This window comes from Rhodocaloribacter sp. (assembly GCF_056451265.1).
In genome coordinates this window covers 1-24,368 of sequence record NZ_JBWOPL010000122.1, presented here as the reverse complement: position 1 = coordinate 24,368, position 24,368 = coordinate 1, and the positions used below count along the sequence as shown (strand labels likewise).

Annotated in this window: 15 protein-coding genes; 8 read left to right on the top strand and 7 right to left on the bottom strand. The window is 66.6% G+C overall.

Annotated features, from left to right (window positions below):
- Window positions 1-177 precede the first annotated feature (177 nt).
- Entirely contained in the window at window positions 178-2,073 is a 1,896-nt protein-coding gene (locus tag AC1HIY_RS17680) for a GspE/PulE family protein (RefSeq protein WP_479578132.1), read from the bottom strand.
- A 278-nt stretch (window positions 2,074-2,351) separates the two neighbouring features.
- Between AC1HIY_RS17680 and AC1HIY_RS17675 the strand changes: the two genes are divergently transcribed.
- Entirely contained in the window at window positions 2,352-2,924 is a 573-nt protein-coding gene (locus tag AC1HIY_RS17675) for a pyridoxamine 5'-phosphate oxidase family protein (protein WP_479578131.1), read from the top strand.
- Window positions 2,925-3,121: 197 nt separating this feature from the next.
- On the opposite strand, the gene AC1HIY_RS17670 is transcribed toward AC1HIY_RS17675, so the two are convergent.
- The 6 genes from AC1HIY_RS17670 to AC1HIY_RS17645 all read right to left on the bottom strand — a co-directional run bounded on the left by AC1HIY_RS17670 (window position 3,122) and on the right by AC1HIY_RS17645 (window position 13,548).
- Window positions 3,122-8,038 carry a C25 family cysteine peptidase gene (locus AC1HIY_RS17670; protein ID WP_479578130.1) on the bottom strand — a complete coding sequence of 1,639 codons (4,917 nt, stop codon included), beginning with the start codon at window positions 8,036-8,038 and terminating at the stop codon, window positions 3,122-3,124.
- A 131-nt stretch (window positions 8,039-8,169) separates the two neighbouring features.
- Complete coding sequence (locus AC1HIY_RS17665) at window positions 8,170-9,717, bottom strand: polysaccharide biosynthesis protein (RefSeq protein WP_479578129.1); 1,548 nt, start codon at window positions 9,715-9,717, stop codon at window positions 8,170-8,172.
- 150 nt (window positions 9,718-9,867) lie between these two features.
- Complete coding sequence (locus AC1HIY_RS17660) at window positions 9,868-11,088, bottom strand: glycosyltransferase family 4 protein (RefSeq protein ID WP_479578128.1); 1,221 nt, start codon at window positions 11,086-11,088, stop codon at window positions 9,868-9,870.
- Window positions 11,089-11,099: 11 nt separating this feature from the next.
- Entirely contained in the window at window positions 11,100-11,735 is a 636-nt protein-coding gene (locus AC1HIY_RS17655; protein WP_479578127.1) for an acetyltransferase, read from the bottom strand.
- Window positions 11,732-12,385 carry a sugar transferase gene (locus AC1HIY_RS17650; RefSeq protein WP_479578126.1) on the bottom strand — a complete coding sequence of 218 codons (654 nt, stop codon included), beginning with the start codon at window positions 12,383-12,385 and terminating at the stop codon, window positions 11,732-11,734. The genes AC1HIY_RS17655 and AC1HIY_RS17650 overlap by 4 nt, the downstream gene beginning before the upstream one ends.
- A complete protein-coding gene (locus tag AC1HIY_RS17645) occupies window positions 12,382-13,548 on the bottom strand; it encodes a DegT/DnrJ/EryC1/StrS family aminotransferase (RefSeq protein ID WP_479578125.1) in 1,167 nt (388 codons plus the stop codon). The genes AC1HIY_RS17650 and AC1HIY_RS17645 overlap by 4 nt, the downstream gene beginning before the upstream one ends.
- A 568-nt stretch (window positions 13,549-14,116) precedes the next feature.
- On the opposite strand from AC1HIY_RS17645, the gene AC1HIY_RS17640 reads away from it, so the two are divergent.
- From AC1HIY_RS17640 to AC1HIY_RS17610, 7 genes are all read left to right on the top strand, one after another.
- Window positions 14,117-16,516, top strand: a complete 2,400-nt coding sequence (locus tag AC1HIY_RS17640; protein WP_479578124.1) for a GumC family protein — start codon at window positions 14,117-14,119, stop codon at window positions 16,514-16,516.
- Between the two features lie 69 nt (window positions 16,517-16,585).
- A complete protein-coding gene (locus AC1HIY_RS17635) occupies window positions 16,586-17,092 on the top strand; it encodes an SLBB domain-containing protein (RefSeq protein WP_479578123.1) in 507 nt (168 codons plus the stop codon).
- 32 nt (window positions 17,093-17,124) lie between these two features.
- A complete protein-coding gene (locus AC1HIY_RS17630) occupies window positions 17,125-18,108 on the top strand; it encodes a GDP-L-fucose synthase family protein (RefSeq protein WP_479578122.1) in 984 nt (327 codons plus the stop codon).
- Window positions 18,109-18,290: 182 nt separating this feature from the next.
- Window positions 18,291-19,661, top strand: a complete 1,371-nt coding sequence (locus AC1HIY_RS17625; protein WP_479578121.1) for a UDP-glucose dehydrogenase family protein — start codon at window positions 18,291-18,293, stop codon at window positions 19,659-19,661.
- A gap of 5 nt (window positions 19,662-19,666) precedes the next feature.
- Window positions 19,667-20,620: a UDP-glucuronic acid decarboxylase family protein gene (locus AC1HIY_RS17620; protein WP_479578120.1), complete on the top strand. Its 954-nt coding sequence runs from the start codon at window positions 19,667-19,669 to the stop codon at window positions 20,618-20,620.
- 21 nt (window positions 20,621-20,641) lie between these two features.
- A complete protein-coding gene (locus tag AC1HIY_RS17615) occupies window positions 20,642-22,420 on the top strand; it encodes an SLC13 family permease (protein WP_479578118.1) in 1,779 nt (592 codons plus the stop codon).
- 166 nt (window positions 22,421-22,586) lie between these two features.
- Entirely contained in the window at window positions 22,587-24,305 is a 1,719-nt protein-coding gene (locus AC1HIY_RS17610; RefSeq protein WP_479578116.1) for a bifunctional sulfate adenylyltransferase/adenylylsulfate kinase, read from the top strand.
- Window positions 24,306-24,368: the final 63 nt, after the last annotated feature.

Genomic DNA, 24,368 nt, shown 5'->3' with positions numbered 1-24,368 from the left:
GCGAGGTTGGGCGCCTTTTCCATGATGCGTCGGGGAAAAAGGGAGAGGTAGCTCAAGGATAACCGAAAGTGCTCCTGCGCCCAATGGGAAAAAATCACATAGGGGCGTGGGGATTTTCCCCGATGGCGCAAACATGGCGCGCCCGGATCGAAGGGGCGGGCAGGCGCTCCGCCGGGATCACTGGCTCGTAAAGACCACGCGCATCATCTCCTCGACCGAGGTGATGCCTTCCCGGACGAGCGCACGCGCGGCTTCCTGCTGCGTGATCATGCCCTCCTCGACGCCCTGGCGGCGGATCGCGGCCTCGTCGATCATTTCCCGCGCGGCGACGATGATCTGGCGGATGGCCGGCGAAAACGGGAGCACCTCGGCGATGGCCCGGCGGCCCTTGTAGCCGACCCCGAAACAGGTCTGGCACTGGTCGTTCGAACCGCGTCGGAAAAGCGTCGCTTCTGCGAGTTCCTCTTCCGTGAAGCCGAGGCGCGACATCAGCACCGGATCCTGTTCCTCATCAGGCGTCTTGCAGTCGGGGCACAGGGTGCGCATCAGCCGCTGGGCCACGACGAGGTTGATGGCGTAGGCGATCAGAAACGGCTCCACGCCCATCTTGTAGAGACGGCTCACCGCGCTCGGAGCATCGTTCGTATGGAGCGTCGAGAACGTGAGGTGGCCCGTGTTGGCCAGCTTGATGGCCAGCTCGGCCGTGGCCCGGTCGCGCATCTCGCCGACCATCACCACGTCGGGGTCGTGCCGGAGGATGGCCCGAAGCGCCTCTTCGAGGGGCAACTGATGGCTCAGCTTGATCTGGCGCACCTCGGGGATCACGTATTCGACCGGATCCTCGACCGTGATCACGTTCCGGTCCGGCGTGGCGATCTGCGTCAGCGCGGCGTTGAGCGTGGTGCTCTTGCCCGAGCCGGTGGGCCCCGTCAACACCACCATGCCGTAGGGCTGCCGGATGGCCCACTCGACGCCGGCGAGCGCTTTCTCGTGCAACCCGAGCAGCGAGAGGTTTTTCACCACCTTCCGGTCGTCGAGGATGCGGATGACGATGCTCTCGGAGCGAATGTCGAGGCGGGCGTTCACGACGGGGAGCACGGAGACGCGGAAGCGGATGAGCGCCCCGTCGATCTGGCGCTGGATGAAGCCGTCCTGCGCCCTGTCCCGCACGAAGCGGTCCACGTTGAAGCTGTTGTCCTTGACCACGGCGAGGAACGATTCCGGGTGGATGCGCTCTTCGATGTGCCAGCGGTGCAACGAGCCGTCGAGGCGGAAGAGGATCTCGATGTGCCGCCGGGCATTGGGCACGATGTGGATGTCCGAAGCGCCCTGACGAACGGCTTCCGCGAGAATGGTTTCGAAGAGGTGGATGAGCGCCGACCGGTTGATTTCGGCATCGAGCGTCTCTTCATCGATGAGGTCCGTGTCATCGTTCACACCGAGGTCGAACGGGAGGTCCTGCTGCATCAGCGTGGAAGAGCGGCGCGACCGGTCGGCGAGCAGCGCCACGACCACCGCTTCGGGGGCAAACCGGAGTTCGAAGCGCTTGCTGTTGAGGGTGTGGAGAAAGCGATGGATGGCCTTGTTGGTGGGGTCGTGCGTGGCGTAAATGATGGGTCTGTGCGTGCCCTTCGTCGCGTAGTCGAAACCCACCGGCGCCACCGGAAAGGCCATCATCTCGGCCCACTGCTCTTTGGTGAACAGGTCTTCGTGCGTGCGAAGAAAGGTGAGCATCTCGACCTTTGAAAAACGCACCGGCTTGAAGTCGTAGACGGCAGCGGCTTGCGCGAAGACGGTGTCGCGGTCGACCTCGGGGTCGTCGAGAAGGATGCGCCAGAGTTGATGATGCGGGTCCGCCACGTTCCGCTCTTTCTGTAGTTGCCACGCTTGCTCGACGTGCTCGATGCGGATCAACTCCTCGTACAACAGCTTGATGATCACGCGATCTTCGAGCATGAGCGGCGAAAACTCTTCGCTCTCGCGGGTGCGCTCCGGGCGCGTCATGGTCCGTCGCGCGCGTTCCCGACGACGACGACTTTGACTCTTCTTGCGGGTGTAATCGAGCGATCTCATAAGATTGTCAGGCTATGTGCGGGCTAAAGGGGAGCGGAGCACTGGAAAGCAGGAGCAAGGAAGGTATCGGACAGGGAGGTCCTTCCTTAACCGTCGAACGGCGCGGGGTGCAGGCCGAAAAAGGGCGGACGGCGCCGTGCTCGCTCCGAACGAAGGGACGGCTTTTGTTTACGGGCGCTTCGGGCGCGAAACGCACGGAGCACGCGCGCGTATGGGGCGGAGACGACCGGCGAACACGCCCGTCAGGGATTTTTGCTCACCTGATTCCCCCTCCGTCCATGCCGAAAGACTACGCCGCTCTGCCGCCCACCGAAATGCGCCGCCGCGACCGGGCGGTCGAAGACGAGGCGTGGATCCGCGCGTTTCTCCATCGCGCCCCCGTCGGCGCGCTGGCGACGGTGCACGAAGGGCAGCCGTTTCTCAATACGAACCTTTTCGTGTACGACGAGGCGGCGCATTGCCTGTACGTGCACACGGCGCGGGTCGGGCGCACGCGGGCGAACGTCGAACGGGCAGCCGCCGTCTGTTTCAGCGCCGCCGAGATGGGACGGCTCTTGCCCGCCGACGAGGCGCTCGAGTTCAGCGTCGAGTACGCCGGGGTGACCGTCTTTGGCAAGGCCTCGATCGTCGAGGAGCCCGAGGAGGCCCGGCATGCCCTCCAACTTCTGCTCGACAAGTACGCGCCGCACCTCCATCCGGGCCGCGACTATCGCCCGACCACCGACGACGAACTCCGACGCACCTCCGTTTTTCGCATCGAGATCGAAGCGTGGACCGGGAAGAGGAAGGAAGCCGCGCCGGATTTTCCCGGAGCCTATTTTTACGGAGCCCCTCCGACCGAGGACGCATGAAGACCACCGTCGCATGATGCGCGCGTGCAGGGCTTCGGGGCAGGCGTGAGGGAGGGAGCGGGCCTGCTCGCGCGGTCCCTGCAGAGGACGGGTCGCGGCTCCCCGTTCGGTGCACGCCGGAGCAGGGACGCACCGGGCCCCGGGAGGGCGTTCCGGGGATCACGAAAAGGCCGGCATTTTCCGTCTCCGCCTCCCGCTCACCGGATGACGACGAGCTTTTCGACGTCCGTTGCCTGGTTGAAGTCGGCGTCGGCGTCGCGGGCGCGCACGAGGATCTTGTACAGATAGACGCCCGTCGCCACGCGGTCGCCGTCGGTGTCGCGGCCGTCCCAGCGCACCTTGTTCCACCCGATGCGCAATCCGCCCGCCTCGGTCAGCGCGGGGTTTCGGACGAGGTTGAGCTCCCGGATGAGCCGGCCGGTGATCGTATAGATGCGGAGGCGGAAGTCTTCGATCTGGGAGGCGTCCGCGCCGATGAGGCGGAAAGCGAACACGGTGAAGCGGTTCATCGGGTTCGGATACGGATACACCTTCTCGACGAGCAGGCGGGAGGCCGTGCGGAAGTGGACCTGATACGGGCTGCCCTCGGCCTCATTGCCCGAAGCGTCCGCCACGCGCACGACGAGCGTATGCGTCGAGTCGCTGCCGGTGAAGTCGGGCGTGAAGCGGAGGCGCAGTTCGTTGCCGGCTTGTTTTCCTCCCGCGAGCACGTCGAAGGGGATGCGCGCGTCGTCGAGGGTGACGGTGACGACGGTGGTGTCGCCTTTGAGGGCGAGGAAGGGGTTGTCGTCTTCGATGAGGATCTCGATGGCGGGTTGCGCGGAGACGAACGGCAGCGCCGGGTCCTGCAGGTTGACCACCGGGTTCGGATCGTTCGGGAACGTCTCGCCGTCGATCATCACCTCGAACGTCGGAGGGGTGGCGTCGCGACGGACGACGAAGGGGCGCAGGAGCACGTTGTTGAAGACGGTTCCTTCGCGGAGGCCGGGTTGCCGGAGCGTGAGTTGCAGCCGGTTCTCTCCCGCGAGACCGGGCGTCTCGAGCGTGAAGGTGACGGTCGCCTCATCGGTCAGATTGCGGAGCGTGTCGGTATGCACGAGCGTGGTCTCGTTGGCGCCGTCGGTGACGAAGGCTTCGAGGAGCGCCGTCTCCGCCGGGGTCGGGCCGAGGTTGCGGGCGAGCGCCGTGACGGTGAGCGGCTCGCCTTCGAGGAGCGTGTCGGCCGAGAGCGTGAACGCCGAGGGGTCGAGCGCGAGTTCGGGCACGTCTTCGTACGCCACGTACCACTGCGTCAGCTGCGGCGTGGCGCGCGCCGAGGAGTCGGCGAGGATGGCGCGGAGGCGGAGGAACGGATGCGCCGTGGCGTCGAGCGTGGAGAGGTCGACCGCTCCCGGCGCGGTCAGGTCCCCGACGAGCACCTCCGCACCGTCGCCCGAGAGCACCTCGACGCGGACGTAGGCGTCGGCGTTGGGCAGGGTGGCCGACCATCCGAGTGAGGCCCAGCTTTTGGCCGGACCGATGGGCGGCGTCAGCGTCTGGCCTTCCGTGAAATGGAACGGGATCTCGAACGTCTCGATGATCTCGTGCTCTGGAACCGAGGGCGGGATGGCCCATTCGAGCGTCGTCTCGGGACTGCCCGCGCGCGTGAACATGATCCACAGGTGCTTGTACGTCAGCGTGTCGATGGCCGTGCTGCCGAGCTCACGGAAGATGGCCTTGACGCTGTCCGGGATGACGATCTCATTGGTGAAGTTGCCCTTGTTCCGCGTGCGGACGAGCACGTAGTCGCCCGGTTCGACGAGCGCGGCAAGTGACTGGAGTTCGAGGAACCCTTCGGCGGGGTCCTCGAAGTTGTTCGCATAGGTCGGTGCGGAGCCGTGGGCCTTCACCTCGCCGGTGCCGCCGTCGAGGATGAGCATCCCGAAGCCCAGTCCCAGACGCTCGTAGATCTCGCCGTTGACCACGAACTGCCCCTTGTGGATCTCGGGAGCCCCGTCGCGCGAGCCGGAGGCGCTGACCTCGGTCGTGAACGTCTTGAACCGCCAGGCGCCCCCGGTATATTCGAGGAACGAGGATTGTTCGTTCGATTCGAAGAGCGATCCGCGCTGCATCCACCCCCGCATGCCGAGCGCCGTGTCGACCGTGAAGACGCCTGCTTTCCAGTTTTCGAGCGGCCCGCCGTCGTCGATGCGGGCGCGCCAGAAATACGTCTCGCCGTCGGTGAGCGGGTCGGTCTGCCAGGAGGCGGAGAGGAATGCGGGCGCGGTGCGGTGCTCGATGCGCGCGGGCGAGTCGAACGTGGCGACGGTGTCGACCTGGAAGACGACGGGCGCGGGGAGGGTGTTGGCGAGGCTGGCGCGGAGCGTGGGGGTGGTCGTATCGACGAGACCGAGGTCGAGCGGCGCGGCGAGCGTCAGACCGGTGGAGAAGACGATCTGTGTGCGCTCGGCGGCGTTGTTCCCTTCGTTTGCTTCGGAGAAGGCATCGAGGGGGTCGAGGACGGCCTGCAGTCGGTGTTCGCCCGCACTCCCGTCGTCGATGGGGACGGTGAAGACGGCCTCATAGTCGAAGCCGAAGGCGGGGAGGTGTTGCTCGTAACGGGTCGTCTGCCCGTCGGGTGCGGTGTGGTCGAGGTAGAGGGTCACGCTGTCGGTCGGGACGAGGCCGAGGTTGCGCGCGCGCACGGTGACGGTGAGCGCGGAGTCGGCGGGGATGGGGCTGGCGGGGGCGACGGTGATCTGCGCGGGGGAGAGGCTGAAGTCGGGGCGGGTGGGCAGCGACAGGCGCGTGGCGGGGTCGCCGATGAGGCCGTATTGCAGGGTATGCTTGACGGCGAGCGGGTTCTGGTTCGAGAGGCTGTAGGCGCGTTTGGCTTCCTGAAAGAAGACGCCGAGCGTGCGGAGCGTGTCGGCAAAGACCTTCTCGTGGATCTCGGTGCTCAGTTGGGCCGAGGCGAGGATGGTGCCGCTGGCCGAAGCGCCCCAGTGCGCGATGCTCCCGTTGAGGCTTTCGAGGACGAGCTGTTCGCTGAAGGTGAGCGGGTCGTCCGGGTCGCCGCTGCCGGTGGCGAAGTCGCCGGTGAAGCAGCCGAGCGAGAGCACCACGGGCAGGCGGTCGGCGTTGGCGAAGTCGCGCGGCGGCTCGGTGACGATCTCCCACGTCTGCGCCGCCGAGTGACCGAAATAGGCCAGCCACGAGGCGCCGTGCTCGAAAGCCGTCTGCAGCGAATCCTTGAACGTCGGGTCGAGCGGGGCGTCGGCGTTCTTGAAGAAATGGAGCGTGTCGAGCGCCGTGGGCGGGCCGCTGACGAGGTCGCTCCAGTCGAGCGCGAAGCTCTGGAGCGTGGTTTTCTCGGGCGCGGAAGCGCCGCCGACGAGGAACATGGAGCGTTTCTGCCAGGTGTCGAAGGGGCGGCTCTCATAGCGCGTGATCTTTTCGACGAAGAGCCGTCCCGAGTCGTTGCTTCGGATGGGCAGACGTCCGATGGCGAGGGACTCGGTGTAGTCGTTTGGCCCGCCGTTTTGCATGGCGAACCAGCCGTCGGAGGCGGCGTGTCCGAAGGAGGGGACCTCCCAGGCGTGGCGGGGACGCCCCGGGGCGGGGTAGAGGGCGTCGCCCCAGAGGAAGAGGAAGCGCGGCGCGGTGGCCCACGTCTGCGTGGCGCGAACGAACCGCCGGAGGGCGATGGGCGTGGGGCGGCCGTAGTCGAACTGGTCGTAGACATCCTGCACGTCTGCGAGGACGACGGAGTGGCCGCCGCCGTCGGGAGAGGCGCGATAGGCGGCGAGGTCCTCCGCCGAGGCGCGTAGGGCGGCGGTGGTGAGGATGACGTAGTCGGCGGCGTTGGCGGGGTTGGCCCAGTCGCTCGGCGCGTCGAGCGTGAGGCGCGCGGGGGTGCGGAAACCCGCCTCGCCCACAGCGTGATACGTCGTGCCCGCCTCCGGCGCGTCGGCGAACGTGGCGGCGCCGCCGCTCGCGGTGAGGGCGAAGAGGGCCTCGCGCTCCGGCGCGTAGACCCACACGCCCCCGTCGGAGAAGCCGGTCAGGTCGAACGCAAACGCGCCGCCCTCCGCCACGGCAAACGTGAGGCGGTCCCCCGACGCGGCCAGCGCGCGCGTGTACGCAACCTCGATCCAGTCGAGAAAGACGCGGTTGACGGACGAGCCGGTGAAGTCGTTGAAGGAGGTCAGTTCCACGTTCGGCCTCAGGTCGTCGGGGATGAGCGCCTGCGGCAGGGCGGCTTCGAGCGTGGCGAAAGCCGTCCCGCTCCACTCGACCGTATCCACCGGGACGAACGTGTCCACGCCGTCGACGAGCATGCGGAGACGCATCGCCACCTTGTGCCGGGAGTTGGTCTCGCCGTTGAGTCGCACGCGAATGGTCAGCGTGTCGCCGGGCGCGCGCGTGGGCGCCTCGAGCGCGACCTCATAGGTTTTGGTGATGCTGCCGGCGTTGTTGTGGGTGAAGCGATCCCAGTAGAACCCTTCGCCGCGCGTATAGAGGGGGTTGCCGGTGAAGAAGGTGTCTCCGAAGAAATAGTACCGGCTGTCGTCGGTTTCGAGGTGGAGCGTGTCGCGGGCGGTGGCGAGGGGGGCGGGGTTCGTGGGCGCCTCGGGCGCGCCGAAGCGTCGTCCGGGGGCGGCGTTCCACGTCAGCCAGTAGTACGTGGTGTCGGTGTACAGGCTGAAGTAATCGCTGCTCTGAAGGGCGGCGTCGTAATTGTACGCCCACACCTCGTCGTCGCCCCGGTTGCGCCGGCCCACGAAGGCGAGGTAGTCGCTCGCACTCATGAGGCTTTCGGCTCCGTCATACTGGAGGGGGATCTCCCGGCCGTTTTCGAAGAGCCGGAACGTGGCGGGGTCGATGGCCGAGAGCGGCGCGCCGGCGGCGGCGAGGTCCTGTCCCGTCACGCGGTAGACGCCGTCCTCCACGACGGCGATCTTGAGGTAGGGCTGGTCCGGCGCATACCACGAGGCGTCGAAAGGGTCGTCCTGGGCGAAGAGGGGCCCGGCGAAGGCCGCGAGCATGAGGCCGAGGCCGAGCGCCGCGCGGCGCGCGACCGCACGCGCGCCGGGAGCAAGAGCAGCCGGTAAGACGAAACGACCGGCTGACATTTTTTGGGCGAGGGTTCGGACCGGGGGGAGCGTCTCGATCTACTGAAGGCCAGGGCTCACCAACCTATGAACCGCCGGGCCTTCAAGCAAGGTGGAAAGCTGGTGAGGATATCGACGGGAACGGTTGGAAGTCAAACGCGCGAGGCGGCGCTTCCGGGGGAAACCCGATCCTGATCGACGGGGTGAAGGGCCTCCTGAAAGAGGGCCTTCCGCAGTTCTTCCGTGCGGTTCTGGTCGCACAATTGTTGGAGGTATGCGAAGTACGCGTCGAGTTCCGAGCGGCTGAACGGAGCGGGGCTGCGCAGCCCGATGATGCGCTCGTGCGACGTTTCGACGGGCGTCTCGGTCTCGCCGATGAGCTGCTCGTGGAGTTTCTCGCCGGCCCGGATGCCCGTATAGGCGATCTCGATGTCGCGTCCCGGCCACGGGTTGAGACGGGCGATCATGCGCCGGGCCAGATCGACGATGCGCACCGGATCGCCCATCTGAAGGGCATAGATCGGCGCGTCGTCGAGCAGGAGCGTCTCCAGGATCAGGCAACAGGCTTCGCCCGCCGTCATGAAGAAACGGTCCATCTCCGGATGCGTGATGGTGATGGGCCCGCCGGCGGCGATCTGCTCGGCGAAGGTGGGCGCGACGCTGCCCTGGCTGCCGAGCACGTTGCCGAAGCGCACCGTCTTGCAGTGCATCGGCGCGTGCACGGTGCGCACGTACCATTCCGCCAGGCGCTTCGTCGCCCCGAGCACACTCGACGGCGCCACCGCCTTGTCGGTCGAGATGAAGACGAACTGCTCCGTCTGATAAGCCTCGCACAGCCGCATCAGGGCCACCGTCGTCATGGTGTTGTTGCGGAACGCCTCGACGGGGTGACGCTCCATGAGCGGGACGTGCTTGTAGGCGGCGGCGTGGAAGACGACGTCCGGGCGCAATGCGGAGAAGAGCGTGCGCATCATCGGCTCGTCGCGCACGTCGGCGATGCGGAACTGAAGGTCGCCCTCGAAGGGAAGCTTCCGGAGCGTGTTTTCGAGCTGGAAAAGGTTGTATTCGCTCACGTCGACGAGGACGAGGCGGAACGGGCGCAGCGTGATGAGCTGTTGCGCCAGCTCGGAGCCGACCGAGCCGCCCGCTCCGGTGACGAGCACCGTGCGGCCCGCCAGGTAATCGCCCAGCGCCGCCCGGTCGATCTCGATGGGCGGACGTTCGAGCAGGTCCTCGAAGGAGAGGGCGGGCGGCGGACGCAGCGCGGAGGCGTCCGGGCGCTCGCGCTCGTGCACGTAGCGCAGCACGGCGCGGAGGCCGAGCACGCCGATGATGGAGAACATCAGGTGCGCCGCCGTCACGCTGCGGGGCGGCATCTGGGTGGGGGCCGCGAGGTAAACCAGCGTCAACGACGCCGCCCACCCGATGAGCAGGCTCGCGGCCACGCGGAGGTAGCCGTCGAGGTGCATCGTGCCGGGGCGCATCCGGTAGATGCCGCTGGCGATGAGCGCGATCAGGTATACCCCGATGGTGAGCAGAAGCGCCGGTCCCCAGCTCGTCTCATACAGAAGGAAGGTCCACGTGCTCAGCCGAATCTTGAGTGCGCCGACGAAAGCCAGATAGAGGATCGCCGTGTCGGCCAGCATGAAAAGCGCCGTGCGAAGAAGCGATTTGCGAGGGAAAAAAAGGGAAGGGGACATGCGAACGAAAGGATTCCTCAAGAATGGTGCATGCGACCGGCGCGTGTCGTGGCGCGTATTCGATAACGGAAGACAACCGTGCGAACTACGGAAGGCATTGCTCGGATGGGTCGGCGCAACCGTACAGGATACTTTTTCTCCCGAAAAAAATCATCCGGTGTCGGCAGGATCCCGGGAGCGGGCCGCCGCCGCGAGAAGGTCTTCCATGCGCCGGGCCAGCGTCTCGCGGTCAAACTGTCGGCGTGCGATTTTGTGCCCGCGCCGTCCGGCAAGGGCCAGGCGTTCCGCATCGGCGAGGGCCTCTTCGATCACGCGGGCCAGCGCCTCGGGCTCCGAAGGCGGCGCGTACCAGCCGCACCCGTGTGTCTCCACGAAGCGCTTCGTCCAGCCGGGGTTGGTCACGACGACCGGCGTGCCCGCGCCGAGGCTGTCGAAAAACTTGGCGGGCGAGTTGGCGGCGAGCACGGGGAGGCCGAGGAACGAGACGAGCGAGAGGTCGGCCAGGCGAAACCACCCGAGCATCCGATGGCGCGGCTGCGGCGGCAGGTGGAGGACGTTCTCGTGCCGCCGCGCGGCTTCGGCGACGGCCCCGGCGGCATAGCCGTGCCCGGTGAAGACGAACCGGACATCCGCTCGGTGTTCGAGCCGCCGCGCGGCCGAGAGGAGCGTCGGCAGGTCGTTCGCTCGCCCGAAAGCGCCGCCGTAGAGCACCACCTTTTTCCCGGCGAGCCCGTGATCCCGGCGGAGCGCCTTCACCCGCTCGTCCGTCCAGGCGTCGAGGAGCGGGAAGTCGGTCCCGTTGACCACGGTGGTGATCTTCTCGGGCGGGACGCCGTGCCGGAGGAGGTGCGCCTCCATGTCGGAGGAGAGCGGGACGAGGTGCGCGGCGGAGGCGTAGAGCCTTCGTTCGAGCGCATAGAGCCGCCGCCGCAGCCACGGGCGACGGATCGCGCCCATCTCGATGGGGAAGTCGGGCCAGAGGTCGCGCACCTCGAAGACCCAGGGCACGCCGCGCCACCGGGCGGTTGTGGCCGCGGCCCAGGCCGCCGTCAGCGGCGTAGAGGAGCCGAGGATGACATCGGGCTTCGGCGTCGTGAGGCCCTTCGCCACGGCTTTGGCCGCGTACTGTGCAAAGGCGGCGAGGCGGCGCGACGCATCCATCGCATTGTCATACGGCGCGTCGAGCATGTGGACGTCCACGCCCTCGGGGACCCAGTCGAAAAGCTGCGTGAGGCGCTTCTCGTGCCAGACGTTCGTCGTGATGAGGGTGATCTCGTGCCGCTGCGCCCATTGTTTGAAGAAGGAATAATGGCGTCCGGTGAGCGCGCAGTCCGGGTTGTGATAATACTGGTAAAAGACGGCGATGCGCATCGGCGGTGGGGTCAGGAGGGGAGCGGACGCGCGGGTACGCCGACGGCCGTACAATGCGCCGGGAGGTCCCGGGTGACGACGGCTCCCGCGCCGACGCGCGCGCCTTCGCCGACCGTCACGCCGGGCAGGAGCACGCAGCCGGCGCCCAGTTCGACCGCCGTCCCGGTGCGGGCATGTCCGGAGATGTGAACCCCGGGGTGGGCGGTCGTATAGTCGCCCAGGGAGGCGTCGTGGCCCACGGCGCCGTGGAGGTTGAGGATGACGTGGCGGCCCAGCCGGATCGCGACGGTCAGCGTGACGCCCCGGCACAGGATCGCGCCGGGGCCGAGCGTGGTCGTTCGGTGGACGGCGGCGGCCGGGTGGACCAGCGTGGCCGGATGCAGCGGGGTCGCTTCGAGTCGTCGGCCCAGGCGCTTCCGGAGGAGGGAAGCGCCGATGGCAAGGACATAGTGCACGTTTCGCCGGCGGCAGAGCCAGTCCAGATCGCCGAGCACGGGATAGCCCAGGGGTTCGGCGCCGTGCAAGGCGGCGTCATCGTCCACGAAGCCCAGCAGCTCCCAGGTGGGTTCGTCCCGGTTGATGTCTTCGACGAGCGCGGCGGTTTCTCTTCCGAACCCGCCGGCGCCCACAATGACGAGGGGCCTCATGATCGTTTCGCGAGGTTGTCCGGAGGTCGTTCGGGTTGAAAATCCTCGTTCGTGCCGTCCGGGCCGTAGACGCCCTTTCCGGAGAGCAGCATGAGCGGCGTGCGCGCGAGGATGCGGAGGTCGAGGCCGAGGCTGCGGTGGTCCACGTACCATACGTCGTACCGGAAGCGCTCGGGCCACGAGAGGGCGTTTCGTCCGTGGATCTGCGCCCAGCCGGTCAGGCCGGGCAGCACTTCGAGGCGGCGACGCTCGAACGGGCCGTACCGGGCGGTCTGTTCGGGAAGCGTGGGGCGCGGGCCCACGAGGCTCATCTCGCCCCGGAGCACGTTCCAGAGCTGCGGCGCCTCGTCGAGGCCCCACCGGCGGAGGATGCGCCCCACCCGCGTCGTCCGCGAGGCGGGGTTGCGGACGTCGTGCGCGCCCGTATGCAGGGTGCGAAACTTGACCACCTCGAAGGCCCGCCCGCCGCGCCCCGTGCGTGTCTGCCGGAAGAAGACGGGCCGCCCGCTCTCGACGAGGATCGACGCGGCGACGACGAGGAGGAAAGGGCCGAGCGCGAGCAGGAGGCCGCCGGCGCCGACGAGGTCGACGAGGCGCTTGAGCGCGGCATAGGCTCGGGCGGGGCGTGTATGGTCGGGCGGCGGCGTCATGAGCGCGCGTCGTCGAGCGGGAGGAGCGGGCGGGTGCGCGGCAGACGCGCCATCGCGCCGGCCAGCGTCTCGGCCACGTAGGCGACCTCGTGTTCGGTCATCTGCGGGAAGAACGGGAGCGCCAGCGTGCGTGCCGAGACGGCTTCGCATACCGGAAATTGGCCGGGGCGGAAGCCGAAGCGCTCCCGATAAAAGGGCTGAAGATGGAGGCTCGGGAAATAGGGTGCGCAGGCGACCCCGGCCGCGCGGAGACGGGTCATGAGCGCTTCCCGGGCGTCCGGGGCGAAGTGGTCGCGGAGGCGGACGACGTAGACGAACCAGCTTCGCGCCGCGCCTGATCCGGCTCCGGGGGGGAGCGCGAGGTCGTCGAGGAGCGGGGCAAGCGCGGCGTCGTAGCTGCGGGCCACGGCGGCGCGACGGGCGAGCAGGTCCGGCAGGCGTTCGAGTTGCGCCGCGCCGAGCGCCGCCGAGAGCTCGTCCATCCGATAGTTGAAGCCGAGCCGGACATGCGTCATCACGGCATCCTCGGCACGGCCCTGGTTGCGCATCGAGCGGCAGCGCTCGGCCAGCGCGCCGTCGTCCGTGGTGATGCAGCCGCCCTCGCCCGTGGTGATCTGTTTGTTCGGATAGAAGCCGAAGGCCGCCGCGTTCCCCCATGCGCCGACGGGCCGCCCGGCGACGGAAGCGCCGAGCGCCTCGCACGCATCGTCGATGAGGAGCAGCCCGTGCGCGCGGGCCAGCGCCGAGAGGGCGGGCCAGTCGGCGGGCACGCCGAAAACGTCCACTGCGAGGATGCCCTTCGTCTCGGGCCCGACGGCCTCGGCCGCCTGCGCCACGTCGAGGTTGTACGTCGCCGGGTCAATGTCGACGAAGCGGGGGCGGACGTCCTCGAAGAGCAGCGCGTTCGCCGAGGCGACGAAGCTGAAGGGCGTGGTGATCACCTCGTCGCCTGCGCCGAGGCCGAGTCCCCGCACGATCAGGTGCAGCGCCGCCGTCCCGCTGCTCACGGCGACGGCGTGGCGCGTTCGGCAACGCCGGGCCATGCCCGCCTCGAAGGCAAGCAGCTCCTCGCCGAGGGCCAGCCGCCCGGATTCGAGCACCGCGAGCAGGCGGCGCTTCTCCATCGGACCGACGTCGGGACGGGACAGAGGAACTTGTAACAAGGTCTTGAAGTGCTGAAAATGAAAAGGGACGTCCTGGAAACAATTGCGGGGCGTGAACAATAAGGAGGGCGAGGTTCACGCGATTCGATAGAAACAGAAACCGTTCGGCAAGCCGGGTCGCAGACGCGCATGGGACTTGTCGATTACGCGGCGGTTTCTGAGCCTGACGCTCCAGGGTTTCGGGGTCAAGATACGATGTCGGCTCATAGCGATGGGACATACCGGAGCGCTCCGCGCGGAGTTCCGCAGGCATACGGTCACCGGGCCATCGGGTCCGGTGTGTTTTTTTGATGACGAGCGTATGATTTTTTAATGTCGAACGCTTCTTCTGCGCGCACTCGGAGCGTGAAGGCGCCTTTCCGCGGTTGGAATCCGGCTTTTTCCAACCGTTCCGGTGTCGGGCCCGGAGCGTCGGGTTGATTGTCTTGATGGGTCTTGTTGCGTAATTTGCCACATTCTACTAACGGAACGCATTTGCCCGAAACGATGAGGGGCGAGTCGGTGGATCCGGGGCCGCACCGCTTGAGCGGCGGTCGGGTCGCTCCGGGGAAATGCTAAAAGGGAATTCATGCTTGATCGTACCAAATATTCCGATCCGCGGGTTGCGGGTGTATTTCGCAACGGCACGAACGGTTCGGCCTATGCCGAGGCCGGGGCCCATGACGAAGACGAGATCTCGCTCCGCGAGATTCTGGAGGTGTTGCTCAAAGGAAAGTGGCTGATTCTGGCCTGTTTCGTGCTGATTCTGGCGGCCGTGGCGGTGTACACCTTTCAGACGCCTCCGCTGTATGAGGCCAGCAGCACGCTGTACGTCAACAGTGAGCAGTCCACGCCGCAACTCGGCGAACTGCTCGGGATCAACCTGGCCAACCGGAATATTCTCAACGAGATCGAGATCATCAAATCGCGCATGATCGCCGAGCGGGTGGCGGAATATCTGATGCAGCAGCGCGTCAACCCGGAGACCGGCGAGTTGCTCAGCGTGCTGGAGCCGACCGAGGACGGCGATCCGCCTTCGCGCCTCGACGTGAGCCGGCGGTTGCGAAAAGATTACGTTTCGGTCAAGCCGGTGAACGAGGAGGTGGATCTGATCCTGATCACGGTGGAGAGCACGCAGCCCGAGGAGGCCGCGCTCATCGCCAACCTGTATGCCGAAGAGTACGTGGCGCACAACCAGACCTCCAGCCGGGCGCGTATGAAGGCTTCCGCCGACTTCCTGGCGCAGCAGGCCACCCGCTTCGACAGCCTCCTCAGCGATGCGGAACAGAACATTCTGCAGTATACGGAAGAGAAGGGCATCGTGAACCCGACGGAGGAAGGGCGGCAGCTGCTCGAACAGATCATGGAGTGGAGTGCGGAGCGGGACCGGACGAAGTTTGCGCTCCGGACGGCGCAGGCGGAGCTGGACGTGCTGGAAGGGGAATTGAACCGCATCAACCCCGAACTCGCGCGGCGGCTCTCTTCGAATGACGATCAGGCCATCGCCGGTTTGCAGACCCGCATCACGGAACTGGAGTTCAAAATCGAGGAGAAGTACTCGAAGAACCCGGAACTGCGTCAGGATCCTTCGAGCGATCCGCAGTTGGAGGAATGGCGGACGCAACTGGCCGATTGGAAGAAGCAGTTGGAGGAGCGCGTCCAGAGCTTTGCCCGGGAGGTGGCGTCCCAGGCCAGTGTGCTCGCCAGCGGCACCGAAGGCGCCCTGCGCCAGATCGCCGACCTTCAGCAACAGGTCATGCAGAAACGCATCGCCATCAGCGGCGCCCGCGCCCGGCTCGACGTGCTCAAGCAGAGCCTCGCCGAGTATGAGCGAAAGTTCAACGAGATCCCCAACAAGGCGCTCGTGCTGACCCGGCTCCAGCGGGAGATGCAAAACAGCGTCCAACTGGCGACGAATCTTTTCGAGAAACTCCAGGAGGCGAAGATCGCCGAGGAGTCGGAGCTCGGGTACGTCGAGGTGATCGACAGCGCCGTGCTTCCGGAGAAGCCGGTGAGCCCGCGCGTGCCGCTGAACCTGCTCTTCGGCGCGTTGCTGGGGCTGGTCGTCGGGGTGGGCGTGGCCTTCCTGCGCAACGCGCTCGACAACAAGATTCGCAAGCCGGAGGACCTGCGCAAGCGCGGCTTCAGCGTCGTCGGCGTGGTGCCCGACCTGACGCGGATCGTGAAGGCGGACTTCGAAGGGCGGGAGCGCGTCACGGTGGACGGCAACAACTACAGCACGAGCCTGATCACCCTGCTGAACCCGCTCTCTCCGGCCTCTGAGGGCTACCGGCGCATGCGAACCAACATCCAGTTCAGCCTGCCCGACGCCGTGGTGCAGGCCATCATGATCACGAGCGCCGGGCCGGGGGAAGGGAAGACGGTCACCTCGGTGAACCTGGCCGTGGCCATGGCGCAGTCCGGGCGGCGCACCCTCTACCTCGACGCCGACATGCGGCGACCGATGGGGCACCGGATCATGGGCCTCTCCCGGGAGCCGGGCCTCGTAGACATGCTCTTCGAGCCGGTGTCGATAGGACTCGAACGCTTCGCCACGGAGGTCGACGACCTCTACGTCATGCCCACGGGCCGCTCGGTGCCCAACCCTGCCGAGATCCTCGGCTCGAACAAAATGCGCGAGTTGCTCGGGCGGCTGCGCCAGGAGTTCGACGTGATCGTGATCGACACGCCGCCCGTGCTGGCCGTGACCGACGCGCTCCTCCTGGCCAACGAGTGCGACGCCACGGTGGTCGTGTGCTCGGCCAACGAGACCAACTGGCACGCCCTCGAACGCAGCATCGAATCCCTCCGCGACGTAGGCTCGAAAATCACGGGAGTGGTGCTCAACCGCTTCGACGCCAAAGCGGCCTACGGCGGCTATGGCTACGGGTACGGCTACGGCTACGGGTATGGCTATGGCTACGGGTACGGCCACCGCTACGGGTACGGAGAGACCGCCCCCGAAGAGGAGACCGCCCCTCGTGCGTAAGCCCCGGCGCTCCCCCTCGATGCGTTTCGTTCAATCATCCATCAGACCAAGACCTTCAGGAGCAAGTTTATGGCGCGTAGTCTTTTCGTTTTTCTGGTCGTTCTTTGCTGGGGCGCGGGCGTCGCTCAGGCGCAACGCATCACCGATTTCGAACGCTCTCGTTATGCGCCGGCGGCCTATTATAACTATTCGGAGCCGGGCGACGTGACGATGCTCGTCAACGTGTGGGGATCGGTGCGGAACCCCGGCCTCTACGAGATCCCGCAGGGCACGCGGCTGAGCACGCTGCTCTCGCTGGCGGGCGGGCCGGATCTGGCGATCAACGCTTCCGTGCGCGCCAACCGCACCATCATCATGCGCCTGCTGCGGGATGAGCAAGGCCGACGACGCTCGATCTTCGAAACGACCATGCGCAATGAGGTCCTCGTCTCGGATGAAGATCCGGTGCTCCTGGGCAACGACGTGCTCACCATCGAGACGAAGCTTCAGCAGAAGATCAGCTGGCGCGACGTCTTCCCCATCGTGGCGGCCCTCGGCACGGTGGCCCTCGCCATCGAGCGTATCTCCTCGCGCTAACGAAACACCCGCCGCGCAGCCGGTCGGACGCCATGCACCCAGGATCGAAAGACGCGGCCGTATACGTCGCCGGGCATCGCGGGCTGGTCGGCTCCGCCATCGTTCGCAAGCTCGAGGCAGAGGGCTTCACGAACCTCCTCGTGCGCACGCGCGCCGAACTGGACCTGCGCGATCAGGCCGCCGTGGACGCCTTCTTCGAGGCGCATCGTCCCGCATACGTGATCCTCGCGGCGGCAAAGGTCGGCGGCATCCTCGCCAACGACACGTTCCCCGCCGACTTCATCGGGGACAACCTGGCGATCCAGACGAACGTCATCCGGGCCGCGCATCGGTGCGGCGTTCGGCGGCTCGTCTTCCTGGCCAGCTCGTGCATGTATCCGAAGCACGCCCCGCAACCGATCCGGGAAGAGCATCTGCTCACCGGCCCGCTGGAGCCGACGAACGAAGGGTATGCCGTCGCCAAAATCGCGGGCGTCAAGCTGTGCCAGGCCTTCCGGAAGCAGTACGGCGACGACTTCGTGAGCCTGGCGCCGACCAACCTGTACGGCCCGAACGATTCCTTCGATCCGGAGACGAGCCACGTGCTGCCGGCGCTCCTGCGTAAGTTTCACGAGGCCCGGCGCGAAGACGGCCCCGACGCGCCGGTGACGCTGTGGGGCTCGGGCACGCCCCGTCGCGAGTTCCTCTTCAGCGAAGACCTGGCCGACGCCTGCCTCTTCGTGCTCCGGCAGCCGGAAGCGCGCCTCTTCGAAGTCGCGCCGGACGGGATGCTCAACGTGGGTACGGGAGAAGACCTGACCATCCGCGCGCTGGCCGAGATGATCCGCGGGGTCGTCGGGAGCGAGAGCCCGCTCGTCTGGGACCGGTCGAAGCCCGACGGCACGCCGCGCAAGCTGCTCGACGTCTCGCGGATGCGCGCGCTCGGTTGGCGGGCGAAGACGCCCCTGCCCGACGGCCTCCGACGCCTGTATGCATGGTACCTCGCCCGCCGAGAGCCTGCCGGGGCGGGAGCCTGAGACCGGTATGCCGGTGATCCTTGCGAGACCCGGCAACCACCGGGCATAGTTCTTGTAAAATCACTCCACGCGCCGACCGGGACGGCGGTCCCGGAGCCAATGGACCCCTTAAAGCCGATTGCCGTCTCCGTCGATACTGAGGCGGACTCGAATTTTTTTCCCCTATTGAGATTCATATTGACATGAAGATTGCCATTATTGGAACCGGATACGTGGGACTCGTGACGGGCACCTGTTTTGCCGAGATGGGCAACGAGGTCATTTGCGTCGACATCGATGAGCGGAAGGTGGAGAGCCTCAGCGCCGGACGGCTGACCATCTTCGAACCGGGGCTCGAGCTGTTTTTCGAGCGCGGGCTGCGGGATCAACGCCTGCGCTTCACCACGGACCTCGCCGAGGCCGTCGCCGCCAGCGACGTCATCTTTCTGGCGCTGCCGACGCCTCCGGGCGCCGACGGGGCCGCCGACCTCTCGTTCGTGCTCAACGTGGCCGCGGACATCGGCGAACTGCTCGCCGCCGAGGGCGCGCCCCGCTACCGCGTCATCGTGAACAAGAGCACCGTGCCCGTCGGCACCGCGGAGCGGGTGCGGAACGTGCTCCAGAGCGCCGGGCTCCAACCCGGCCGGCATTTCGATGTCGTCTCGAACCCCGAATTCCTCCGGGAAGGCGTCGCCGTCGAGGACTTCATGAAACCCGAACGCGTCATCATCGGCACCGAGAGCGAGCGCGCCGCCGGGGTGATGACCCTGCTCTACGAGCCGTTCGTGCGGCAGGGCAACCCCATCGTGGTGATGGACGAGCGCTCCTCGGAGATGACCAAGTATGCGGCCAATGCCTTCCTGGCGACGAAGATCACCTTCATGAACGAGATCGCCAACGTGTGCGACCGCGTCGGGGCCAACGTCGACAAGATCCGCATCGGCATCGGCCTCGACAGCCGCATCGGCAAGCATTTCCTCTACGCCGGCATCGGCTTCGGCGGCAGCTGTTTCCCGAAAGACGTGCAGGCCCTCGAACGCACCGCCGACGAAAACGACTATGCCTTCGAGATCCTGAAGGCCGTCCTCAAGGTCAACGACCGGCAGCGCCGCCTGCTTGCCGACCGCGTCGCGGACTATTTCGGCGGCGACCTGACGGGCCGTCGCATCGCCGTGTGGGGGCTGGCCTTCAAGCCGAACACCGACGACGTCCGCGAGGCCCCCGCCCACGTCGTCATCCGCGAACTGCTCGCGAGAGGCGCCGAGGTGGCCGCCTTCGACCCCGAAGCCGCCGAGACCACGCGCGCCCTCCTCGGCGACGAGATCACCTATGCGCCGGACGACTATGCCGCCCTCGAAGGCGCCGATGCGCTCGTCATCTGCACGGAGTGGAACGAGTTCCGCCGCCCCGACTTCGACAAGATCCGACGCCTGCTCAAACAGCCCGTCATCTTCGACGGACGCAACCTCTACGACCCGGCTCGCATGGCCGAAGGCGGCTTCGACTATTTCAGCATCGGCCGCCCGCATTATGCGCCCGTCGTCCATCCTGTCTCGATCAACGGAAAAGCGTGAACAACGTGCCTCGAACGCTCATTACCGGCGGAGCCGGCTTCATCGGCTCTCACCTCTGTGACCGCTTCCTCGCGGAAGGGCACGAGGTCATTTGCATGGACAACTTCCTCACCGGGCGGCCCGACAACGTGGCCCACCTGATCGGGCATGAGCGCTTTCGGCTCATTCAGCACGACGTGACGAACTACATCTACGTCGAAGGTCCGCTCGATTACGTGCTCCACTTTGCCAGCCCGGCCTCGCCCATCGATTACCTCAAGTACCCGATCCAGACGCTCAAGGTGGGCGCGCTCGGGACGCACAAGGCGCTCGGGCTGGCCAAGGCGAAACAGGCGCGGTTCCTCATCGCCTCCACGAGCGAGGTCTACGGCGACCCCCTCATCCACCCGCAGCCGGAGTCGTACTGGGGCAACGTCAACCCCGTCGGGCTGCGGGGCGTCTACGACGAGGCCAAACGCTTCGCCGAGGCCATGACGATGGCCTATCACCGGTATCACGGCGTGGAGACGCGCATCGTCCGCATCTTCAACACGTACGGCCCCCGCATGCGCCTCGACGACGGACGCGCGCTGCCGACGTTCATGGGACAGGCGCTGCGCGGCGAGCCCATCACCGTCTTCGGTGACGGCAGCCAGACGCGCTCGTTCTGTTACGTCGACGACCTCGTGGAGGGCATCTTCCGGCTGCTCATGAGCGATGCCCCGGATCCGGTCAACATCGGCAACCCGGACGAAATCACCATCCTCGACTTTGCGCAGGAGGTCATCCGCCTGACCGGGAGCGCGAGCACCATCGCGTTCAAGCCCCTGCCCGAGGACGATCCGAAGGTGCGACAGCCCGACATCACGCTCGCCCGAAAGCGCCTCGGCTGGTCGCCGAAGGTGGACCGCACCGACGGGCTGAAACGCACGCTGGCCTACTTCGAGGCTTTCATCGCCGCCGAGGCGGAACGCGCCTGACGCGGTTTACCCTTCTGAAGCATGTTTGAAGCGCTCGGCTGGCAGGCGTGGTTCACGCTCGGTGTCCTGATCATGATGATGGCGGCGCTCGTCCGAGAGTTCGCGCGTCCGGACATCGTTCTGCTCGGGAGTCTGGGGCTGATGCTCCTGGCGGGCGTCGTCACGCCGGAGGAGGCCTTTGCGGGCTTCTCGAACTCCGCCGTGCTGACCGTGGCGGCGCTCTTCGTGGCGGCGGCGGGGGTGCAGCGCACCAACGCGCTCGGCTTCATGGACCGGCTCATCTTCCCCGAGAATGCCCGCCTGCACGGCGCGTTGCCCCGGCTCATGCTCTCGACTTCGTTCCTCTCGGCTTTTCTGAACAATACCCCGATCGTGGCCATGTTCACGCCGCGCGTGCAGCAATGGGCAAAGCGGGTGGGCCTCCCCACCTCGAAGCTGCTCATCCCGCTCTCGTACGCGGCCATCGCGGGGGGGATGATGACCCTCATCGGCACTTCGACGAACATTGTCGTTTCCGGGTTGATGGAGGCCGAAGGCTATGCGCCCCTGGCCATGTTCGACCTGACGTGGGTGGGGCTCCCGGCGGTCTTCGGCCTGACCCTCTACTTCGTCCTGATCGGGCACCGGATTCTGCCGGATCGGGGCAAGGAGCGCGCCTCTTTCGGAGATGGGCTGGAGGATTGTCTCTTCGAGCTGCGGGTCGCGCCCCGCTCATACATGATCGGCCGGACGGTGGAGGAGGCGGGCTTGCGGGCGCTCGGCTCGGCATACCTTGCTCACATTCATCGGGGCGGCCACCTCGTCCCCGCGGCCCCGGGCGAGGTCCTGCGCTCCGGTGATACGCTGGCCTTCGTCGGCAACGTGTCGGCGCTCGACGGGTTGCTCGAACGTCCCGGCCTCGAGCGCGTCGTCTCCGCCGTCGAGACGAGCGACGAGCATACGCTGCCGCTGTTCGAAGCCGTCATCGCATCGACCTCCAGCCTCGTCGATCGGACGCTCAAGGAGGCCAACTTCCGCGAGGAATACGGCGGCGTGGTGCTGGCGATTCAGCGGAAGAACGAACAGCTGGAGGGGCCGCTCGGCCGCATCCCCCTGAAGGCCGGCGACCTGCTCATCATCGAGGCGAAGAAAGGCTTCGACCAGCGATGGAACGCGCGCCGCGACGAGTTTTACCTCGTCGCTTCCCGTCGTCCGGAGAAGAAGAAGCCGCAGAAGCGCAAGGCGCCGATAGCCATCGCGATCATGCTGGGGATGGTGGCGCTGGCGGCCACGGGCTGGATGCCGCTGGTGACGGCCGCCTTCGCCGCCGCGCTCGGCATGGTGGCCACGCGCTGCCTCTCCCTGACGGAGGCCCGGAAGTCGGTCGACCTGTCGGTGCTGATCATCATTGCCGCTGCGCTCGGACTCGGGAAGGCGGTGGAAGTGACGGGGCTGGCCGGCGTCATGGCCGACGGGCTCGTGACCGCCACGGCGGGGCTTGGCGCCGTGGGCGTGCTGGCGGCCCTCTACGTGACGACGAACGTGCTCACGGAACTCATCACGCACAAGGCCGCCGCCGTGCTCATGCTGCCCGTGGCCCTGGCCGCCGGCGCACAGGTGGGCGGCGACCCCAAAGCCTTCGCCCTCGTCATCGCCGTGAGCGCTGCCGGAAGCTTCATGACTCCCATCGGGTACCAGACCAACCTCATGGTCATGGCCGCCGGCGGGTATCGCTACCGGGACTATTTCAAGGTCGGGTTGCCCGCCACCCTCATCGTGATGGCCATCGCCGTCACCGTCATTCACGCGGTGTGGCTGTGAACGCAGCCTTCGAGGACGGTCGCATTGGCCCTCGAAAGCCCGTATTCGCAAAAACTTAATGCCTGCGGAGAACAAGTCCGACATGTTGCCCCGTCTTTGGACGTAACTTGAAGGCTGCTCTGCGACAGCGCATCTTTTTACCCTAATGAATCTATCCAACATACGAATGAAAGCCCAGACTTTGATCGAACCCCATGGCGGTGAGTTGTGTGACCTGATGTTGACCGGCGAAGCGCTGGAAGCGACCCGGAAGGAGGCGTTGCATCTCCCCTCGATCACCCTGACCCCGCGCCAGATCTGCGACATCGAGCTGTTGCTCAACGGCGGCTTCTCTCCGCTGCGCGGGTTCCTCAATAAAGCCGATTACGAAAGCGTCCTCGACACCATGCGGCTCACCGACGGGACGCTCTGGTCGATGCCCATCACGCTCGACGTCTCCGAGGAGACGGCCGGGGGGCTCTCCGAGGGCGACCGGGTGGCGCTTCGGGATCAGACGGGGCTCTTGCTGGCCGTCCTCACGGTGGAAGACGTGTGGAAGGCGGACAAGGAGCGGGAGGCGGACCAGGTCTTCGGCACGCAGAGTCACGGGCATCCGGCGGTGGCCTACCTCTTCGACCAGGCGGGCGACTTCTACGTCGGCGGCACGCTCGAAGGCATTCAACTCCCGCGTCACTATGACTTCCACGAGCTTCGCCGCACCCCGGCGGAGATGCGCGACATGTTCGAGACGCAGGGCTGGGACAAGGTCGTCGCTTTTCAGACGCGCAACCCGATGCACCGCGCGCACAAAGAACTGACCGACCGCGCGGCGGCGGAGATCGGCGGGCATCTGCTCATCCATCCGGTGGTGGGTCTGACCAAGCCGGGCGACATCGACTATTACACGCGGGTGCGCTGCTACAAGGAACTGCTCAAGCACTATCCCGAGGGCCGCGCCACCATCAGCCTGCTGCCGCTGGCGATGCGCATGGGCGGACCGCGCGAGGCCGTCTGGCACGCCATCATCCGCAAGAACTACGGCTGCACCCACCTCATCGTCGGGCGCGACCACGCCGGGCCGGGCAAGGACAAGGACGGCACGCCGTTCTACGGCCCGTACGACGCGCAGGACCTCGTGCTCGAGCACAGCGAGGAGCTCGGCATCGGCGTCGTGCCGTTCCGCCTGATGGTCTACGTGCCCGAGCACGACACGTACGAGCCCATCGACGAGGTGCAGGAAAAAGGGCTGGACTTCGAGATGATCTCCGGCACGCAGCTTCGCCAGATGCTCACCGAAGGCGCCGAGATCCCGTCGTGGTTCTCGTATCCGGAGGTGGTGGCCGAACTGCGGAAGACGCACCCCTCGAAGCACAATCAGGGCTTTACGGTCTTCTTCACGGGGCTCTCCGGCTCGGGCAAGTCCACCATCGCCAACGCGCTCATGGTGAAGATGCTCGAACGCGGCGGCCGCCCCGTGACGCTCCTCGACGGCGACGTGGTGCGCACCCACCTCTCGAAGGGCCTCGGCTTCTCGCAGGAGGACCGCTCGACGAACGTGCAGCGCATCGGCTACGTGGCCAGCGAGATCACCAAGCACCGGGGCATCGCCATCTGCGCGCCCATCGCGCCCTACGAAGCCGACCGCCGCGCCAACCGCAACCGCATCGCGCAGTACGGCGGCTACGTCGAGGTCTTCGTCGACACGCCGCTCGAAGTGTGCGAGCAGCGCGACGTGAAGGGCCTCTACGCCAAAGCCCGCGCCGGCATCATCAAAGGCTTCACCGGCATCGACGATCCCTACGAAGCGCCCACGGACGCCGAGATCGTCTGCGACACCACCCGCTACTCCGCCGAGGAATGCGCCGAACAGGTGCTGGCCAGGCTGGAAGAGATGGGGTATTTGTAGACCTTACCTGTGCATTCGCAAAGAGCGGTTTCGGTCCGGACAGGATCGGAACCGCTCTTTGTG

Excerpts from the sequence above, each read along its gene's own strand:
- AC1HIY_RS17680 (WP_479578132.1), bottom strand. The coding sequence starts at position 2,073 with ATGAGATCGCTCGATTACACCCGCAAGAAGAGTCAAAGTCGTCGTCGT.
- AC1HIY_RS17675 (WP_479578131.1), top strand. The coding sequence starts at position 2,352 with ATGCCGAAAGACTACGCCGCTCTGCCGCCCACCGAAATGCGCCGCCGC.
- AC1HIY_RS17670 (WP_479578130.1), bottom strand. The coding sequence starts at position 8,038 with ATGTCAGCCGGTCGTTTCGTCTTACCGGCTGCTCTTGCTCCCGGCGCG.
- AC1HIY_RS17665 (WP_479578129.1), bottom strand. The coding sequence starts at position 9,717 with ATGTCCCCTTCCCTTTTTTTCCCTCGCAAATCGCTTCTTCGCACGGCG.
- AC1HIY_RS17660 (WP_479578128.1), bottom strand. The coding sequence starts at position 11,088 with ATGCGCATCGCCGTCTTTTACCAGTATTATCACAACCCGGACTGCGCG.
- AC1HIY_RS17655 (WP_479578127.1), bottom strand. The coding sequence starts at position 11,735 with ATGAGGCCCCTCGTCATTGTGGGCGCCGGCGGGTTCGGAAGAGAAACC.
- AC1HIY_RS17650 (WP_479578126.1), bottom strand. The coding sequence starts at position 12,385 with ATGACGCCGCCGCCCGACCATACACGCCCCGCCCGAGCCTATGCCGCG.
- AC1HIY_RS17640 (WP_479578124.1), top strand. The coding sequence starts at position 14,117 with ATGCTTGATCGTACCAAATATTCCGATCCGCGGGTTGCGGGTGTATTT.
- AC1HIY_RS17635 (WP_479578123.1), top strand. The coding sequence starts at position 16,586 with ATGGCGCGTAGTCTTTTCGTTTTTCTGGTCGTTCTTTGCTGGGGCGCG.
- AC1HIY_RS17630 (WP_479578122.1), top strand. The coding sequence starts at position 17,125 with ATGCACCCAGGATCGAAAGACGCGGCCGTATACGTCGCCGGGCATCGC.
- AC1HIY_RS17625 (WP_479578121.1), top strand. The coding sequence starts at position 18,291 with ATGAAGATTGCCATTATTGGAACCGGATACGTGGGACTCGTGACGGGC.
- AC1HIY_RS17615 (WP_479578118.1), top strand. The coding sequence starts at position 20,642 with ATGTTTGAAGCGCTCGGCTGGCAGGCGTGGTTCACGCTCGGTGTCCTG.
- AC1HIY_RS17610 (WP_479578116.1), top strand. The coding sequence starts at position 22,587 with ATGAAAGCCCAGACTTTGATCGAACCCCATGGCGGTGAGTTGTGTGAC.